This is a genomic window from Ornithinimicrobium ciconiae (assembly GCF_007197575.1).
In the GTDB taxonomy this organism is placed as follows: domain Bacteria; phylum Actinomycetota; class Actinomycetes; order Actinomycetales; family Dermatophilaceae; genus Ornithinicoccus; species Ornithinicoccus ciconiae.
The window spans coordinates 3,639,382-3,656,028 of the sequence record NZ_CP041616.1; the positions used below are offsets into that span (position 1 = coordinate 3,639,382).

General features: G+C 70.9%; 13 protein-coding genes and 1 tRNA gene. 6 read left to right on the forward strand and 8 right to left on the reverse strand.

What is annotated here, in order from left to right; translation table 11 throughout:
- Window positions 1-21: 21 nt before the first annotated feature.
- Window positions 22-2,850 carry a cation-translocating P-type ATPase gene (locus FNH13_RS16840; RefSeq protein WP_143784517.1) on the reverse strand — a complete coding sequence of 943 codons (2,829 nt, stop codon included), beginning with the start codon at window positions 2,848-2,850 and terminating at the stop codon, window positions 22-24.
- A gap of 39 nt (window positions 2,851-2,889) precedes the next feature.
- Here FNH13_RS16840 and FNH13_RS19635 point away from each other — a divergent pair, with 39 nt between their 5' ends.
- Window positions 2,890-5,142: an SDR family NAD(P)-dependent oxidoreductase gene (locus tag FNH13_RS19635; RefSeq protein ID WP_228266456.1), complete on the forward strand. Its 2,253-nt coding sequence runs from the start codon at window positions 2,890-2,892 to the stop codon at window positions 5,140-5,142.
- On the opposite strand, the gene FNH13_RS16850 is transcribed toward FNH13_RS19635, so the two are convergent.
- The gene (locus FNH13_RS16850; RefSeq protein WP_143784518.1) at window positions 5,139-5,618 is read right to left on the reverse strand and encodes a hypothetical protein; all 480 of its coding nucleotides are present in this window, start codon (window positions 5,616-5,618) and stop codon (window positions 5,139-5,141) included. The genes FNH13_RS19635 and FNH13_RS16850 overlap by 4 nt on opposite strands.
- A 71-nt stretch (window positions 5,619-5,689) precedes the next feature.
- On the opposite strand from FNH13_RS16850, the gene FNH13_RS16855 reads away from it, so the two are divergent.
- Both FNH13_RS16855 and paaK read left to right on the forward strand, forming a co-directional pair.
- Complete coding sequence (locus tag FNH13_RS16855) at window positions 5,690-7,390, forward strand: formate--tetrahydrofolate ligase (RefSeq protein ID WP_143784519.1); 1,701 nt, start codon at window positions 5,690-5,692, stop codon at window positions 7,388-7,390.
- Window positions 7,391-7,483: 93 nt separating this feature from the next.
- A complete protein-coding gene (paaK, locus tag FNH13_RS16860) occupies window positions 7,484-8,800 on the forward strand; it encodes a phenylacetate--CoA ligase PaaK (RefSeq protein WP_143784520.1) in 1,317 nt (438 codons plus the stop codon).
- A 78-nt stretch (window positions 8,801-8,878) separates the two neighbouring features.
- Here the strand turns inward: paaK and FNH13_RS16865 are convergent, their stop codons facing one another.
- From FNH13_RS16865 to FNH13_RS16885, 5 genes are all read right to left on the reverse strand, one after another.
- A complete protein-coding gene (locus FNH13_RS16865) occupies window positions 8,879-9,661 on the reverse strand; it encodes a maleylpyruvate isomerase family mycothiol-dependent enzyme (RefSeq protein WP_143784521.1) in 783 nt (260 codons plus the stop codon).
- 85 nt (window positions 9,662-9,746) lie between these two features.
- Window positions 9,747-9,819 (reverse strand) — tRNA-Ala (locus FNH13_RS16870).
- A 67-nt stretch (window positions 9,820-9,886) separates the two neighbouring features.
- Window positions 9,887-10,819 (reverse strand): aldo/keto reductase, encoded by a 933-nt coding sequence (locus tag FNH13_RS16875; protein ID WP_143784522.1) that lies wholly within the window; start codon window positions 10,817-10,819, stop codon window positions 9,887-9,889.
- Window positions 10,820-10,861: 42 nt separating this feature from the next.
- Entirely contained in the window at window positions 10,862-11,320 is a 459-nt protein-coding gene (locus FNH13_RS16880) for a hypothetical protein (protein WP_143784523.1), read from the reverse strand.
- 9 nt (window positions 11,321-11,329) lie between these two features.
- On the reverse strand, window positions 11,330-11,734 hold the full coding sequence (locus FNH13_RS16885) for a putative periplasmic lipoprotein (RefSeq protein ID WP_143784524.1): 405 nt from the start codon (window positions 11,732-11,734) through the stop codon (window positions 11,330-11,332).
- 63 nt (window positions 11,735-11,797) lie between these two features.
- Between FNH13_RS16885 and FNH13_RS16890 the strand changes: the two genes are divergently transcribed.
- Window positions 11,798-13,597: a bifunctional 3'-5' exonuclease/DNA polymerase gene (locus tag FNH13_RS16890; RefSeq protein WP_228266457.1), complete on the forward strand. Its 1,800-nt coding sequence runs from the start codon at window positions 11,798-11,800 to the stop codon at window positions 13,595-13,597.
- Window positions 13,598-13,825: 228 nt separating this feature from the next.
- On the opposite strand, the gene FNH13_RS16895 is transcribed toward FNH13_RS16890, so the two are convergent.
- Window positions 13,826-14,377 carry a hypothetical protein gene (locus FNH13_RS16895; protein ID WP_143784525.1) on the reverse strand — a complete coding sequence of 184 codons (552 nt, stop codon included), beginning with the start codon at window positions 14,375-14,377 and terminating at the stop codon, window positions 13,826-13,828.
- A gap of 96 nt (window positions 14,378-14,473) precedes the next feature.
- On the opposite strand from FNH13_RS16895, the gene FNH13_RS16900 reads away from it, so the two are divergent.
- Together FNH13_RS16900 and FNH13_RS16905 are read left to right on the forward strand one after the other, a co-directional pair.
- Window positions 14,474-15,553: a hypothetical protein gene (locus FNH13_RS16900; protein WP_143784526.1), complete on the forward strand. Its 1,080-nt coding sequence runs from the start codon at window positions 14,474-14,476 to the stop codon at window positions 15,551-15,553.
- Window positions 15,550-16,644 carry a heparan-alpha-glucosaminide N-acetyltransferase domain-containing protein gene (locus tag FNH13_RS16905; RefSeq protein ID WP_165700158.1) on the forward strand — a complete coding sequence of 365 codons (1,095 nt, stop codon included), beginning with the start codon at window positions 15,550-15,552 and terminating at the stop codon, window positions 16,642-16,644. The genes FNH13_RS16900 and FNH13_RS16905 overlap by 4 nt, the downstream gene beginning before the upstream one ends.
- The last annotated feature ends 3 nt before the right edge of the window (window positions 16,645-16,647 follow it).

Genomic DNA, 16,647 nt, shown 5'->3' on the forward strand with positions numbered 1-16,647 from the left:
ACAACCAGGTGCCGGGGGCCCTCACCTGGCGCTGCTGACACCACGACGGGTGTCGAGCCGACGCTCGACGAACTTGAGCCCCTCGTCGAACCACAGCACGGTGCTGGCCATCGCGGCGCACACCAGCCAGTGCCCCAGGTCCAGCGGCTGCGTGCCGAAGGCTTCCTGCAGGAAGGGCACGTGCACCACCGCAACCTGCGAGGCCACTCCGAAGGCGACGGCCGCCAGCAACCATCTGTTGCTGAGCAGCTTGCGGAAGGCGCTGGTGGTCTGCGACCGGGAGTTGAAGACGTTGTAGAGCTGGGCCAGCACCAAGGTGGTGAAGCCGGCCGTGCGCGCGACCTCGAGGGAGTCACTGCCCTCGATCAGGCCCCCGGGCAGGAAGATGTCGATCGTGAGCAGCGTCGCCGCCGCCATCACCGCACCCACAGCGACAATGCCGCCCCACATGCGTGCGTCGATGACCCGCTCACCGACCACACGCGGACGCCGCGCCATCACGTCGTCGGTCTCGGGGTCCACGCCGAGCGCCAGCGCCGGGGTCGAGTCGGTCACCAGGTTGATCCACAGGATCTGGGTCGCCAGTAGGGGCAGCACGATGGCGTCCTGGCTGGCGGCGGTCAGACCGATGACGCCGGCCAGCACGACGCCCAGGAAGACGGTGAGGACCTCGCCCATGTTGGACGACAACAGATAACGCAGGAACTTCTTGATGTTGTCGAAGATCACCCGGCCCTGCCGAACCGCGGCCACGATGGTGGCGAAGTTGTCGTCAGCCAGGATCATCGAGCCCGCCTCCTTGGTCACCTCCGTCCCCGTGATGCCCATCGCGACGCCGATGTCGGCGGACTTCAGGGCCGGGGCGTCATTGACGCCGTCCCCGGTCATCGCGACGATCTGACCGGTGTCCTGCAGCGCGTCCACGATGCGCAGCTTGTGCTCGGGCGCGACCCGGGCAAAGACGTTGACCTCTGCCGCCGCCGCCGCCCAGCCGGCCTCGTCCATGGTGTCCAGCTCGGGCCCGGTGAGGGCGGCCTCGCCGGGGGCGGCGATGCCGAGGTCCTGGGCGATCCGCAGGGCGGTGGCGGGGTGGTCGCCGGTGATCATGATGACCCGTATGCCGGCGCGCTGGGCCTGCCTGACCGCCTCGGCCGCAGACTCCCGCGGGGGGTCGATCATGCCGACCGTGCCGACATAGGTGAGCTCGTCCTCGAGCTCCTCGGCCAGCTCGGCCGGCACCCGACCGGAGGCGATGACCTCGGCGCCGACCTGCTCGACGGTCAGCGGCCGGTAGGCGACGCCCATGGTGCGCATCGCGCGGCCGGACAGTCCCTCGACGCCGGTCAGGATGTCGCTGCGGCTCGCGTCGTCTAGGGGGCGGGTCTCCAGCCCCACCCGGATGCTGGTGCACCGTTGCAGGAGCACGTCCGGGGCGCCTTTGCTGATGAGCACCGGCTGGTCGTCGTGCTCGTGGTCCAGGTGCACCGTGGACATCCGCTTGCGCTCGGAGGTGAACGGCGCCTCCCCCACCCGGCTGAAGCGTGCGGTCCGCCGCTCGGTCAGGCCCATCTTGCGCTCCGCCACCAGGAAGGCCGCCTCCGTGGGGTCACCGAGGATCTGCCACTCACCATCCGTCTGGCGCAGCTCGGAGTTGGAGGCCAGCGAGCCCCCGGACAGGACGACGATGTCCTCGGCCCGCTGCGGCACGCTGACGGCGATGACCTGCCCCTTGGGCGCGTAGCCGACCCCGGTGACCGCGGCCTCGCCGGAGGCTGTCAGCACCACCTGGAGGGTCATCTCGTTGTTGGTCAGGGTGCCGGTCTTGTCCGAGCAGATGACCGAGGCCGAGCCCAACGTCTCGACGGAGCTGAGGTTCTTGACGATCGCGTTGCGCTGAGCCATCCGCTGCACACCGATCGACAGCACGACGGACAGGATGGCCGGCAGCCCCTCGGGCACGGCGGCCACGGCGAGCGAGACGCCCAGCAGGAGCACGGTCACGGCGTCGTCGAGGGTGTCCACATCGCTGATCACCCACACGGTGGCCATCACCACGACCGCGATGACGATCACGATGCCACCGAGCATCTTGCCGATCAGCGCGATCTCGCGCTCCAGCGGCGTCGGCTCACGCTGGGTCTGCTCGAGCATCGTGGCGATGGCACCCATCTCGGTGTCCATCGCCGTCCCGGTGACCATCACCCTGGCGGTCCCCTGGGTGATCGCCGTGCCCCGGAAGACCATGTTGGTGCGGTCGCCCAGGGCCTCTCCGCCCGCCAGCACGCCCGGGCTCTTGGCCACGGCAGTGGACTCGCCGGTCAGCGAGGCCTCGGCCACGCGCAGCGCGTTGGCCTCCACCACGCGGCCGTCCGCGCCCACGCTGTCCCCCTCGGCCAGCAGCAGGACGTCCCCGCGCACGATCTCGGCGGCCGGCACGACCTGCGTCTCACCGTCGCGGACCACGGTCGCGCTCGACTCGGTCATCCTCTGCAGGGCAGCCACAGCCTGCTCAGCCCTCGCCTCCTGGCTGTAGCCGAGGATCGCGTTGGCGATGACGATGAGGGTGATGACGATCGAGTCGGTCGGCAGTCCCTGGGCGCCCTCGACGACCCAGGCGAGCGTGGCGATCACCACCGCGACCAGCAGCAGGTAGATGAGCGGGTCCTGGAACTGGGCCAGGATCTTGCGCCAGGTCGGCACCGGCGGTGCGACCTGCAGCTCGTTGGCCCCCTCGGCCGCCAGGCGGCGTGCGGCCTCGGCCGCGCCCAACCCGCGCTCTGGGTCGGTGCCGAGCTGCGCGACGACGTCGGGCAGCTCGAGGGTGGACGCAGTCCCCTGGATGGTGGCCACACCCCAGTGTTCCGCACTGCTGGTGGCACGATGTGCGCCATGCCGTACCTGGTCACCCAGCGCCACCGTGCCCCTGCCGTCACCGCGCCGGTGGTGCCCGACCCCTCACTCCCTCGGGTCTGCATCATCGGAGCCGGCTCGAGCGGGCTGGCCGCCGCCAAGTCCCTCTATCTGGCGGGCGTGCCGTTCGACTGCTTCGAGAAGGGCAGCGTCGTCGGCGGCAACTGGGTGCTGGACAACCCCAACGGCCAGTCCGCCTGCTACGAGACCCTCGAGATCAACACCTCCACCCGGCGGATGGCCTTCTCCGACTTCCCGATGCCGCCGGACTACCCGCCCTACGCCAAGCACCACCAGGTCGCGGCCTACTTCGAGGCGTATGTCGAGCACTTCGGTTTTGCAGAAACGATCACGTTTGGCACCAGGGTCACCAACGTCGAGCGGGTGGCGGGGGCCCGCAGCTCGCTGGCCGACCCGGTGGGTCATGCCGACTGGCGCGTCACGACGCAGGGGCCGGAAGGCACCCGGACCGCGGACTATGCGGCGGTGCTGGTCGCCAACGGCCACCACTGGGACCCGCGCTGGCCGGAGCCGGCCTATCCCGGCACCTTCGACGGTGAGCAGATCCACGCCCACGACTATCGCGGCGGCGACCAGCTCCGCGGCCGCGATGTGGTCGTCGTCGGGTCCGGCAACTCCGCCCTTGACATCGCGTCGGTGAGCGCACGGGTCGCCCGCTCGACGAACCTCTCGCAGCGCCGCGGCCAGTGGGTGCTGCCCAAGTTCACCGCCGGAATCGCCTCCGACCAGATCACCGCGCCGGGGTGGGCACCCTGGCTGCTGACCCGAGCCCGGCTGCGGTTCGGAGCCATCACCGCCGGCAACGTGGCCAGGCTCGGCCTGCCGCAGCCACCTCACGCCCCCAGCCAGTCGCACCCGGTGCAGTCCGAGGAGATCCGCGACGCACTGCGCAGCGGCCGGGTGACCCCGCGCCCCGCGATCGAGCGTCTCGCCGGGGACCGAGTCGCCTTCGTCGACGGCAGCAGCGCCCCAGCGAACCTGATCGTGTGGGCCACGGGCTACCGGGTGACCTTCCCCTTCCTGGACCCCGAACTGCTGGACGCCCCCGACAACGACCTGCCCCTGTGGAAGCGCACGGTCCACCCCGACCTGCCCGGGCTCTACTTCCTGGGGCTGCTCCAGCCCATCGGGGCGGTCATGCCGCTGGCGGAGGCGCAGGCGCGGTGGATCGCCGAGATCCTCACCGGGAGCTACGAGTTCCCGGCTGTTGACGAGGTGCGCACGCAGCTGGCCGCCGACCACGAGCGCAATGCCGCCCGCTTCTATGCCTCACCGCGGCACACCATGGAGGTCGACTTCGACCACTACCTCTGGGACCTCTCCCGAGAGCGCCGACGGGGGCGGGGCCGTGCCACCCGCAACCGACGCGGCGCCGCCGTCGTCACCGGCGCGGGCCGCGGCCTGGGGCGGGAGATCGCGGTGCGCCTGGCCCGGGAGGGGTATGCCGTGCACGTCACGGATGTCGACGCCGACCTGGCCAGGACCACCGCGGCGGAGATCAACGCGACCGGTCCGGCCTACGACGCCGTGGGCGAGGCCCTGGACGTGCGCGACCAGGGGGCCTGCCGCGCTCTGGCGCAACGCCTGGCCGAGCCCGGCCTGGGGCTGTGGATCAACAACGCCGGGGTGCTCGCCACCGGTCCGGTCTGGGAGCACGACGACGCCATGCGTCGGCTGATGCTCGAGGTCAATGCGCTCGGGACCATGCACGGCACGATCGCCGCCCTGGAGGTGATGCGGCCGGTGGGGCGCGGGCACATCATCAACATTGCCTCGCTGGCCGGGCTGGTGACCGTGCCCGGCGAGGGTGTCTATGCCGGGTCCAAGCACGCCGTCCTCGGCTTCAGCACCTCCGCGCAGGCGGACCTGCGGCTCGCGGGTCACACCGACATCCACATCAGCTGCGTCTGCCCGGACGGCATGTGGACCCCGATGCTATTCGACAAGCTCGAGGACCCGACTGCCTCGATGTCCTTCTCCGGCACGCTGCTGCAGCCCGGTGAGCTCGCGGACGTGGTGCTGCAGGTGGTGGCCCGGCCCCGTCCGGTGACGTCGGTGCCGCGCTGGCGGGGCCTGCAGGCCCGCGCCTTCGACCTGGCTCCCGGCCTGGCCGTGCGCGCCGCTCCGCTCGTGGTGCGGGCCAGCCGGGTCCAACAGCGGGCGGTCGCCCGACGGCTGCGACGCTCCGGAGCAGCCCCCGGCGGCTCCTAGCGGATCGGAGGCTGTGTGGCGATGGTGCTGCCGTCGTCGGCGCCGGACCTGACGGCGCGGAACAGGTAGATCCCCATGGTCACCCCGCTGACTGCTGACTCCTGGCCCGAGAGGAACATCTTCTCGCTGCTGGACTGCCCGGTCATCCGGAAGACGTAGCCGACGTGCTCCAGGTGCCAGCCGAGGCGCTCGACGTCCCCGAGCAGCTCCGCGGAACTGGTGATCTGCTCGGTGGAGGCATAGTCCCGGGTCCCCCACATCGCCTGACCCTCCGCGCGACCCACCTCGAGCTGGAGCTCGAGAAAGGTCCGTCCGGCCTCCAGCGCGGCCGTTGCCTGGCCCAGCGGCGAGGCCGCCCACGCCTCCCGTGCGCGTGCCTCCGTCTTCGCTCGCTGCTGCTCGGCCAGCAGACGCTCCTGCTCCGCCCGTTCGGTCTCCCTGCGTGCTCTGTCCTCGTCGTTGCCGAACAGCCCCATGTCGCTCCCCTACTCGTGCGGATCACGTGAGTGCTCACTATCGCACCGCCGTGGCGCAATACGCTCAGCACATGAGCCGTCCCACTCCCCTGCCGAGCGATCTGGAGATCGCCAGCACCGCCCGCCTCCGTCCGATGGCCGAGGTCGCCGCCGACCTGGGCGTTGCCCCTGAGCACGTCGAGCCCTACGGCCACGATGTCGCCAAGATCGACCTCGCCGCTGCCGCCGGGGTGCCGCGCGGGAAGTATGTCGTGGTGTCGGCCATCACTCCCACACCCCTGGGAGAGGGCAAGACGACGGTCGTCGTCGGACTGACCCAGGCCCTGCGCCGGTTGGGGACCAACGCGGTGGCCACGCTGCGGCAGCCGTCGATGGGCCCGACCTTCGGGATCAAGGGTGGTGCCGCCGGTGGGGGCTACAGCCAAGTGGTGCCGATGGAGCGCCTCAACCTGCACCTGACCGGAGACTTCCACGCGATCACCGCAGCGCACAACCTGCTCTCCGCCGCAGTGGACAACCACCTACACTTCGGCAACGAACTGGGCCTGGACGAGCGCAACATCACCTGGCGCCGGGTGATGGACGTCAACGACCGGTCGTTGCGCAATGTCATCGTCGGGCTCGGGGCGCGGGCCGACGGGGTGGTCCGGGAGACCGGCTTCGACATCACGGCGGCCTCCGAGGTCATGGTGCTGATGACCCTGGCCACCTCCTATCAGGACATGCGCGCACGGTTGGGCCGGATCGTGGTCGGTTACACCGGGGTGGGCAAGCCGGTCACGGCCGAGGACCTCGGCGTCGCGGGCGCCATGGCGGTCATCCTGCGTGACGCGCTGAAGCCCAACCTGCTGCAGACGCTGGAGGGCGGGCCGGCGCTGATCCACTGCGGCCCGTTCGGCAATATCGCCACCGGCACCTCCTCGGTGGTCGCCGACAAGGTGGCCCTCAGCCACGCCGACGTGGTCGTCACCGAAGCCGGTTTCGGGGCCGACATGGGCGCCGAGCGGTTCTTCAACGTCAAGTGCCGACTGGGTGGCCTGGAGCCAGCCGCCGCCGTCGTGGTCGCGACCGTGCGGGCGCTGAAGGTCCACTCCGGCCACTACGACATCAAGCCCGGCCGGCCGCTCCCCGAGGCCCTGTTCGCGGAGAGCCCGGACGAGGTACGCGCCGGCCTGGCCAACCTGCGCAAGCACCTCGAGATCATCCAGAGCTTCGGGGTCACCCCCGTGGTCGCGATCAACGCCTTCCCGCAGGACCACGACAGCGAGCATGCCGTCATCGCCGGGCTCGCCGCCGAACTCGGTGTGCGCTGCGCGGTGACCCGGCACGTCGCGCAGGGCGGCGCCGGAGCCGAAGACCTGGCGCGGGAGGTGCTGGCCGCGTCGGAGCAACCCACCCGGTTCACCACGACCTACGCCCTGGAGGACACCCTCGAGGAGAAGATCGAGGCCATCGCGACCCGTGTCTACGGCGCCGACGGCGTGGACTACACCCCTGCCGCCGCGAAGTCCCTGCAGACCTATGAGGACGCAGGCTTCGGTGACCTGCCGGTGGTCATCGCCAAGACCCACCTGTCGATCAGCTCCGACCCGACCCTGCGCGGTGCGCCCACGGGCTGGCGCCTGCCGGTGCGGGAGGTGCGAGCCAACGTGGGTGCGGGCTATGTCTATGCCATCGCCGGAGACATGCGGACCATGCCAGGCCTGTCCCGGCATCCCAACGCCGAGCGGATCGAGCTGGCCCCGGACGGGACGATCAGCGGTCTGTCCTGACGGGGCAGGCGGGGAAGTATGCCGTCACGCACCTGCGCTCGCGGAGGCACCGGCATACCCTCGGGGAGGAACCAGCGCGAGGAGAGGTGCCCCATGTCACTGCCGACGATCGAACCCCGGCCCGACCTCTATGACGACGCCGAGACGTGGTCGCTCGACCAGTTGCGCACCGAGCAGCTCTCACGGTTGCAGGATTGCGTTCGCCGGGCCTACGACGGGGTGGTGCACTACCGGCGCCGCCTGGACGAGCGCGGGGTGCACCCGGACGACATACGGACCCTGGACGACGTCCGGCTGCTGCCGTTCACGACCAAGGCTGACCTGCGGGACAACTACCCGTTCGAGATGCTCGCGGTGCCGCGCGAGCAGTGCGTGCGCGTGCACGCGAGCTCGGGGACGACCGGGCGTCCGACGGTCGTGGGCTACACGAAGAAGGACATCGACACCTGGGCCGACCTGGTGGCTCGTTCCCTGCGGGCCGCAGGTGTGCGACCGGGCGACCTGGTGCACGTGGCCTACGGCTACGGCCTGTTCACCGGCGGTCTCGGCGCGCACTACGGGGTGGAGCGGCTCGGCTGCACCGCGATCCCGATGAGCGGCGGGCAGACCGAGAAGCAGATCCAGCTGATCCGCGACTTCAAGCCGTCAGTGATCATGGTGACACCGTCCTACTTCCTGGCGATGATGGACCACGTCAAGAGCCTGGGCCTTGACCCCTCGGAGACGTCGCTGCGGATCGGGGTCTTCGGGGCGGAGCCGTGGACGCAGGCGATGCGCGAGGAGATCGAGGCGGAGTGCCGGATGCACGCCACCGACATCTTCGGGCTCTCCGAGGTGATGGGCCCGGGCGTGGCCCAGGAGTGCGTGGAGACCAAGGACGGGCTGACCCTCTGGGAGGACCATTTCTATCCCGAGATCATTGACCCGATCACCGAGGAGCCGGTCCCGGAGGGCGAGGAGGGCGAACTCGTTCTCACCGCGATGACGCGCGAGGCGATGCCGATGCTGCGCTATCGCACCCGCGACCTGACGCGGCTGATGCCGGGCACCGCGCGGCCGAGCTTCCGCCGGATGGCCAAGATCACCGGCCGCTCGGACGACCTGATGATCGTGCGCGGCGTCAACGTCTTCCCGACCCAGATCGAGGAGATCGTGCTCAAGATCGACGGGCTCCGCCCCCACTTCCAGTGCGTGCTCAGCCGACCTGCCCGGATGGACGAGCTCACCGTCAACGTCGAGGGAGCGCCCGGCCTGGCGCCCGAGCGTCGGGAGGTCCTGGCCCGCGAGGTGGCCCGCCAGATCAAGTCGCGGATCGGCACCACCGCTCAGGTGGTCGTCCTCGGCGAGGGTGGGATCGAGCGCTCGGTCGGCAAGGCCCGGCGGATCGTGGACCAGCGGCCCAAGGACTGACGTCGGAGCCGGCCCACCGTGTCACCGGCGGCCACCCTGACGGTTGCCGGAAGGGTGATGCGTCAGCGGCGAGGGCCCTTACTCAACTCCCAGGTCCAGCACCGCCGTCAGGTCCGAGACCGCGCCCTGGTCGCCAGTGACGGTGAGCCTCGAGAGGTCACCGCGACCCCACGCCCAGGCGGCCAGGTCACCGGCCGTCCCGGTGACCGTCGCGCTGGGTGAGTCGGTCGACGCCAGCTCGCAGGCCGGGTCGTCATAGGCGGTGCCGCTGGCGGGACTGGTCCCGGTGAAGCGGCCCAACCCGATCTGCAGAGGGCCCGGCCCGTCGGCCGGTTCGAGCTGGACCGACCTGCCTGACGGGGTGAAGGTCCCCCAGTCCGGGACACCGCCAAAGATCGTGGTGAACACCTCGTGCAGCGCGTCGGTCGACAGCAGCGGATCCAGCGGCGTGACGGCACCGACCGTCTGCTCCGCGTCCAGCCGGTGGATCAGCGCCTCGTTGGCCTGGCGGCGCCGCACGTAGCCGACGGTCTGGTCCTCGGCCCACATCCACACCTGCTCGGCAGGGTCGGCGGACGACAGCGCCTCCACCAACTGACCGTGGGCGTCCTCCAGAAAGGTCACCAGCGCGTCCTGCGAACCGGGTCGGGATGGCTTATCGGCCTCGGCCGCCTCCGGATCCTGCAGCCGCCGGGACACAATCGTGGCCCAGAACCACTGCACCTCCCCCAGGTGCCACAGCAGATCGGCAGCGTCCCAGTCGGGACAGCCGGGGACCTGCAGGGTGGGGTCCGCGCCGCGCAGCACCGACAGGAACCGTTCTGTCTCACCCTTAAGGTGGGCGACATAGTCCAGCGTCACGCGAGTGAGCCTACTGCTTTCGCCCAGTGTCCTGCCACGAAAAAACCCCGCCCTCAGGCGGGGTTCCTCGTCTGGCTGGTCTGGGTGGAGCTGAGGGGATTCGAACCCCTGACCTTCTCATTGCGAACGAGACGCGCTACCAACTGCGCCACAGCCCCAGGTGTACCGGCGGCTACAGACTGTAGCACCGGCATACCTGATTTTCCGATTCGAGGAAGCGATCCTCTAGAGCTCGGCCAGGTCCTCCGCAGTCGGCTCCCACAGCCCGGCGGCCGCGTTGCTGCGGACCTGGTCCGCGCTGGTCACTCCGGCGATCACCGAGGAGACCGCCGGCTGGGCGGCGAGCCCACCGATGGCCACCTGGAGCAGGGAGAGTCCGCGCGCCTCGGCATACGCCGTCAGCCGCTCGATCTCGTCCCAGTCCGCCCCCGCCAACCGCTCCGCCTGGTTGTCCGCTGCCAGGCGACTGCCCTGGGGTGCGCCCTGGTCGCGGGAGTACTTGCCGGTGAGCAGGCCGTACTCCAGCGGGAAGAACGGCAGGACGCCGACCCCGACGGTCTCGCAGGCCGGCACCAGTTCCTCCTCCGGTTCCCGATCGAGCAGGGAGTACTTGTTCTGGGCCGAGATGAACGCGCTGTAGCCGCTGGTCCGGGCGGTCCAGTCGGCTTCGACGACCTGCCAGCCGGCCAGATTGCTGGAGCCGATGTAGCGGACCTTGCCCTCGGTGACCAGTTCGGACAGGGCAGCCAGGGTCTCGTCGATCGGGGTGACCGGGTCGGGGCGGTGCAGCTGATAGAGGTCGATCCAGTCGGTGCCGAGCCGACGCAGGCTCGCCTCCACCGCCCTGCGGATGTAGCGCCGTGACCCGCGCGCACCCCAGTCTGGCCCGTTGGCACCCTGCATGTCCATGCCGAACTTGGTGGCCACGATGACCGCCTCACGGCGCGAGTTCAGCGCCTCACCGAGCAGCGTCTCGGACTCGCCGCGGCCGTAGGTGTCGGCAGTGTCGAACAGGGTGATCCCCTCCTCGATCGCCGCATCCACGATCTCCTGGACCGTGTCACCACCGATGCGCGTGCCGAAGGCGTTGCAGCCGATGCCGACGGTGCTGACCCGCAGGCCGGAGTCCCCGAGCGGGCGATAGGTCATCTCAGTCATGCACCACACCGTACGGCGCGAGCCGCTGGCGTCGAGACCCGGTCACGACGCCGCAGCCGCCTCCGCACGCTTCCGGATGACGTGCGAGATCCACAGCAGGAACAGCTGGTGGATCGGCGGCACCGACTGATCGATGTCCAGGGTCGGCCGCGAGGCCCAGAAGCTGGTCTTGTCGCTGGTCCCGATGCGCTGCCCGTCGCGCAGCACCTGCTGCCGGGTGCCGAAGGCGCGCTCCTGACCGATCTCGTAGGAGACACCGTCCCCTCGGATGAGCCAGGACTGGCTGAACAGCCCCTTCTTGGTGGCCCGCAGGACGACCTGGTCGGGGGCCGAGGCCAGGCGCGCGATCCGGTCGCCACCGTCGCGAGCGAACTGCCAGGTCTGGCCCGCGATGACCAGCTCGGCACCCTCGCGCCAGAACTCTGGGTCGACCGTTGCCACCTGCTCACCGTCCAGCAGGATCGGCACCCGGCCACCCGTCTTCTTGCCCCACTCCAGCATGGACCCAGGCTAACCCGGCGACACAAAGACCGCGGCGACGTCCCTGCCCTCCAGGCTGACCAGTGCGATCAGCACATCCTGGCCGTTCCGTTCCCAGCTGGACCCGAGCGCCCCGGTGATCCCGCGTGAACCGGCAACTCGCTCCCAGCCCTGCGCGGTCAGCGCCGTGTCGTAGTGCTCGATGAGCGCGTCCGGTCCGGTGTCGGTCACGTCGAAGAGACGTTCGTAGGAGATCGGGACATCCGAGACCTGGCGCACCGCGATCAGGACCGTGTCGAGCGGAGTCTCGACCCGCTCCGCGTCGAGGAGCACCGCATCGGGTGGATCCTCAGGGAGCTCGATCGGCTCACTGCCCGAGCAGCCCGAGAGGAGCAGGGCACCGACGAGCAGCACCGGGATCAGGAGACGTCGCATAGCTGGTGGACGCTACCGGGTGGCCGCGGGTTCCCGTCCTGCACCTTCACCGACCGTGCCGCCGTGACCCCGACTGTCCGGCCCACCGTAGGCTCACTCGTCGTGGACCTGGTGGTGGCACCGACCCGGGAGGGGCTGCTCGTCGGCGACCCCGCGGCTGCGGCGGTCGCGGACGCCCCCAACCAGGAGCCCCGACCGGCTGGCGGGGAGGCCGACGCAGAGTGTGTGCCGTGGCCCGCGGTGGCCGACTGGGTCGCGGACCAGGAGCGGAGTGCATCGGGGACCGGTCCGCGGTGGGTGTGGCCAGACACGGCGGCGATCTCTCCACGGCTGCTCGCAGCCGGGGTCCGGGTGGGCCGCTGCCACGACCTGCGGCTGTGCCACGCGATCCTGCAACTGGCTGCCCCCGATCCGTGGCCGGCACCGCCCTGGTTGACCGCCGCCCCCGCCCAGCCGTCCACCCCGAGCCTGCTCGATGACCTCACGCCCGTGACGCACCCCGCGTGGGAGGAGGTCGTCGCTGAGCACGCACGGCAGGTCACCGCGGTCGCGGCCTCCGCGGAGCCGGGACGGCTGCGGCTGCTGTTGGCCGCAGAGTCGGCCGGGGCCCTCATCGCGGCCGAGATGCACGCCGACGGCCTGCCCTGGGACCGCGAGCGCCACGACGAGATCCTCACGGCGGCCCTGGGTCCACGACCGCAGCACGGACTGCGACCGCAGCGACTAGAGCGCCTGGCTGCCCAGATCCGTGACCTGCTCCACGCTCCAGGCCTCAACCCCGACTCCCAGGCCGCCCTGCTCAAAGCCCTGCGCAATGCGGGTCTGGACCTGCAGTCGACCGCCAAGTGGGAGCTCGCGGGCATCGCCCACCCGGTCGTCGGGCCGCTGCTGGAGTACAAGGCCCTGGCGCGGCTGCTGTCGGCCAACGGATGGGCCTGGCTGGACACCTGGGTCGAGCCCGGTGCGCACGGACGTTCTGGCCGCTTCCGCACGGACTACGTCCCGGGTGGGGTGGTGACCGGCCGGTGGGCCACCAGCGGTGGGGGTGCCCTGCAGATCCCCCGGGCGATCCGGGCCGCCGTGGTGGCCGACCCCGGCTGGGTGCTGGTCGTGGCCGACGCTGCGCAGGTCGAGCCGCGCGCGCTGGCCGGGATGGCCAGTGACCTCGCCCTGGCGGGGGCCGGGCAGGACGGGGACCTGTATGCCGGCCTCGTCGCCACCGGTGTCGTGGAGACCCGGGAACGGGCCAAGGTCGGCATGCTCTCTGCCCTCTACGGCGGCACGGCCGGGGAGGCTGGCGCCATTCTGCCGCGTCTGCGCCGCGCCTATCCCAGGGCAACCACCCTGGTGGACCGGGCAGCTGAGATCGGAGCCGGTGGCGGGACGGTGCGCACGTGGTTGGGCCGCACCAGCCCACCGCCGGGCCCGGCCTGGCAGCAGGTGCAGGGACGTGCCGGTGAGGTCGATGCCGACGGCACGGACGAGCGCCGTGCCCGCAGCCAGGCCCGCGACCGCGGCCGGTTCACCCGCAACTTCGTTGTGCAGGGCACCGCTGCCGAGTGGGCCTTGTGCTGGATGGCCGAGACCCGTCGGCGGCTGCGTGACCTCGACCCCGTGCCCGGACTGGGCCGTCCCCACCTGGTGTTCTTCCTGCACGACGAGATCGTGGTACACACCCCACAGGCACTGTCCGACCAGGTCGCGCAGATCGTGCAGGAGTCGGCCACGGTCGCCGGACGCCTGCTCTTCGGGGGGTTTCCCCTGTCCTTCCCACTGCACGTGGCCACGGTGCGGGCCTATGCCGACGCGGACAAGGATTCCCCCGGCCCTGCCGGTGACGCAGCTGCGTCACCGGCCCTCTAGCGCATGTCAGGGCACCCACGCACCCAGCGTTCGCGTCCCCCGGCAGCGGTCGTCCTGCTGGAGGTCTTTGTCGCGGGCGCTCCAGGACTGGTCTCGGCGACCGTCCGGACCGTCCGGACCTTGGCGTGAGTGCGGGGCGGCTGCACACGGAGGAGTTCTCTGCCGAACCCCACCCTGGTGACCATCTGGACCGGCGACCGAGCAACCTGGAGGAGGTGCCAGGCCAGTTCAGTGGACCAGCGCCTTCAGCCCGATCAGGACGAGCCCGAGCACGGAGGTGACGACGGCACCGAGCAGCCACCGGGAGGGACGCGGGCTCCACGACGCCACGCCGAGCCAGCCCAGGCCGCCCAGGACGCCCACGGCGGCCCACAGCGTGCCCCAGATGGCGGTCCGGTCGCTGACCAGGCCGAGCACTCCCATCACCAGCAGGAGCGTCGGCACGAGGCCGGCAAGCAGCATCCCCCAGGAGTGCGCGACCGCGTGGCGGACGCTGGCCGCCAGCCGGGTCCGGACCGGCACGCCGTGGTCCTGCCGGTCCCCGAGGTGGGCGACGACACCAGCGTAGACATGGGCGAGCCAGAAGACGACCAGCGTGGCCAGGACCTTGGCCAGCACGGCCCAGGAGGCGGCCGCGGAGTCGCTGACGATCACCACCAGGCCCGCGACGAGGACCACACCGTAGATCGCCGGCTCGTTGACGGCGCGCAGCGACTGCGCCGTGAAGGGTCCGGCCCTCGCCCCTCCGACCCGCGCCTGTCTCCCGCCGTGATCGTCCATGGGCAGGACCGTACCGCCTCTGTCAGGCACGTTCGTCGTGCGACGCGGCCCGGACGTGTCCGCCGCCCAGCAGCTGCGTCACATACCCTCTAGCGCATGTCAGGGCACCCTCGCACGCCGCGTTCGCGTCCCCCGGTATCGGTCGTCCTGCTGACCCTGCTCGTGACCCTGGCGACCGTCGTGACATCGACGGCCTTCCTGATGCGGCCCGCGGTCAGCCCCCAGGCCTTCGCGCTGGCACGGGACGTGCCCACGGTCTCCCCCGCTCCCCCAGCAAGCGACCCTCGCGGACTGCACCTGGTTCTCGTCCCGCACCCGGACGACGAGCTCTCGGCGTGGACCTCGTTGCTGGAGGCAGACGACCTGAGGCCCGTCGTGGTGTTGCTCACCCAGGGAGAGGCCACCCAGCACTGCGCCGCCGACGTCATGGACCGGCGCCTGCAGACCGACCTCGGGGAGGTCCCGCCGGAGCCCGACCCCACGGTCGGGGGCGGCGGCTCCCTCGCCTGCCGCGAGGCCCGGCTGGGCTCCTTCCGCGCGGCGATGACCGAGGCTGCGGGGCACACCCCGTCGGTGCGGCTGGACTGGTCGGCGGCACGCCCCGTCGACATCGACGGTCTCGAGGCACTCCTGGTGACCGGGGAGTCCGCGACGCTCATCGCCCTCGACCTCGGCGACGACGCGCTCACCACCGACACCGTGGAGACCGCGGTGCGGGGCGTGCTGAGCCGGCCCTTCGCCCTCGGGTTGCCCGACCTGCCCCTGGTCCGCATCACCTCCTCCGCCTACTACGCCACCGAGCAGGAGCCCACCGCCTGCGACAGTCTCGCGCTGTGTCCGCCCGGTGAGACGCCCTATGTCTATGACCGGCCGGACCACCTGGCAGTGAGGGAGGTGGCGCGGACCCTGGCGCCGCTGACCGAGGAGGGCAGCTGGCTGGTGACCCACTCCTATGATCCGGCGGCCAACCGGCACCTGGCGCTGCCCGAGGAGATCTACGACCAGTTCATGGGGCTGGGCAGCGGCGACCCCCGCACGGCCCAGCGACTCGGGAGCCACCAGCGGTTCTATGGCTGGCTCGCGTTCCCGGACGTGTGGCGCACCGGGGAGTTGCCGCTGCAGGCCGAGCAGGTCCTCTTCCCACGGGTCCAGTCCTACGAGGTGGTCACGCCGTGATCGGCCGCTCCCGTCGCATCACCTCCCTCGACACGGCACGGGGGCTGTTCCTGATCGTCTCGGTCCTCAGCGCCTCGGTCATCCCACCGGTCCCCGGCTGGCTCCAGCACCCCTCGTGGTTCGGCGTGAACTTCTACGACCTCATCTTCCCGTTGTTCGTCACCCTTTCCGGGGTCGGTCTGGCGTTCGCCTACCGCCGCGGCAGCGACTGGCCGGCCACCATTCGCCGGGTCGTGGTGCTCCTGGTGGTCGGGGTGCTCTACACCGCGGTCTACGGCGACCACTACGAGCTGGCCACGCTGCGCATCACCGGGGTGCTCCAGCTGTATGCCGTGCTGGTGCTCCTGTCCGCCGTGCTGCACACGATCACGCGCTCGGCGCGGGGCTGGGCGATCATCACGGGGCTGACCGCGCTGATCGGCACCGCAGCCTTCGTCTGGTTCCAGTCACGCTGCGTCGGTGATGTCCTGACCCCCACCTGCAACCCGTCCGCGGTCATGGACACCCGCCTGTTCGGCGGGCACATGTATGCCGAGGGGGCGCGCGGCCACGACCCCGAGGGTCTGGTAGCGATCTGTGGTGCGTTCCTGACCGCTGCCGCGGGGACCACGGCCGGCCACCTCGCCCTGGATGCTCGGGAGGGGGCCCGCCGCATGGGACTGGTGCGCATCGCGGCCTGGACGATCGCCTGCGCGGCCCTCGGAGCCGTCCTGGCGCAGGTCATCGAGCCGTTCAAGCGGCTGTGGACACCGAGTTTCGCCCTGCTGGCCGGCGCGCTCGGGCTCGCCATCTTCCTGGTCGCCTACGCGATCTTCGACGTCTATCTCCAGCGCACCCGGGGCCGCGAGGCCCAGGACCGGATCGGCTGGCCCCTGGTGGCGCTGGGGCGCAACTCACTGCTGGTCTACTTCGGCTCGCACCTGTCCTCGGCACTGCTGCTGAGGTATGGCGATCCCTCCGTGGCCGAACGCATCGGCGGCGCCATGTCGTGGGGCGGTGGCGACCAGGTCGCGTTTGCCCTGATCAGCCTGACGCTCTGGTGGGGCGTCGCGGCCCTGCTGCACCGCAGACGGATCTATATCCGTCCCTGAGGG

Bases quoted from the DNA above. Each gene is read 5' to 3' on its own strand.
- FNH13_RS19635 (WP_228266456.1), top strand. From the start codon at position 2,890: ATGCCGTACCTGGTCACCCAGCGCCACCGTGCCCCTGCCGTCACCGCG.
- FNH13_RS16885 (WP_143784524.1), bottom strand. From the start codon at position 11,734: ATGCGACGTCTCCTGATCCCGGTGCTGCTCGTCGGTGCCCTGCTCCTC.
- FNH13_RS16875 (WP_143784522.1), bottom strand. From the start codon at position 10,819: ATGACTGAGATGACCTATCGCCCGCTCGGGGACTCCGGCCTGCGGGTC.
- FNH13_RS16880 (WP_143784523.1), bottom strand. From the start codon at position 11,320: ATGCTGGAGTGGGGCAAGAAGACGGGTGGCCGGGTGCCGATCCTGCTG.
- paaK (WP_143784520.1), top strand. From the start codon at position 7,484: ATGTCACTGCCGACGATCGAACCCCGGCCCGACCTCTATGACGACGCC.
- FNH13_RS16900 (WP_143784526.1), top strand. From the start codon at position 14,474: ATGTCAGGGCACCCTCGCACGCCGCGTTCGCGTCCCCCGGTATCGGTC.
- FNH13_RS16895 (WP_143784525.1), bottom strand. From the start codon at position 14,377: ATGGACGATCACGGCGGGAGACAGGCGCGGGTCGGAGGGGCGAGGGCC.
- FNH13_RS16855 (WP_143784519.1), top strand. From the start codon at position 5,690: ATGAGCCGTCCCACTCCCCTGCCGAGCGATCTGGAGATCGCCAGCACC.
- FNH13_RS16850 (WP_143784518.1), bottom strand. From the start codon at position 5,618: ATGGGGCTGTTCGGCAACGACGAGGACAGAGCACGCAGGGAGACCGAA.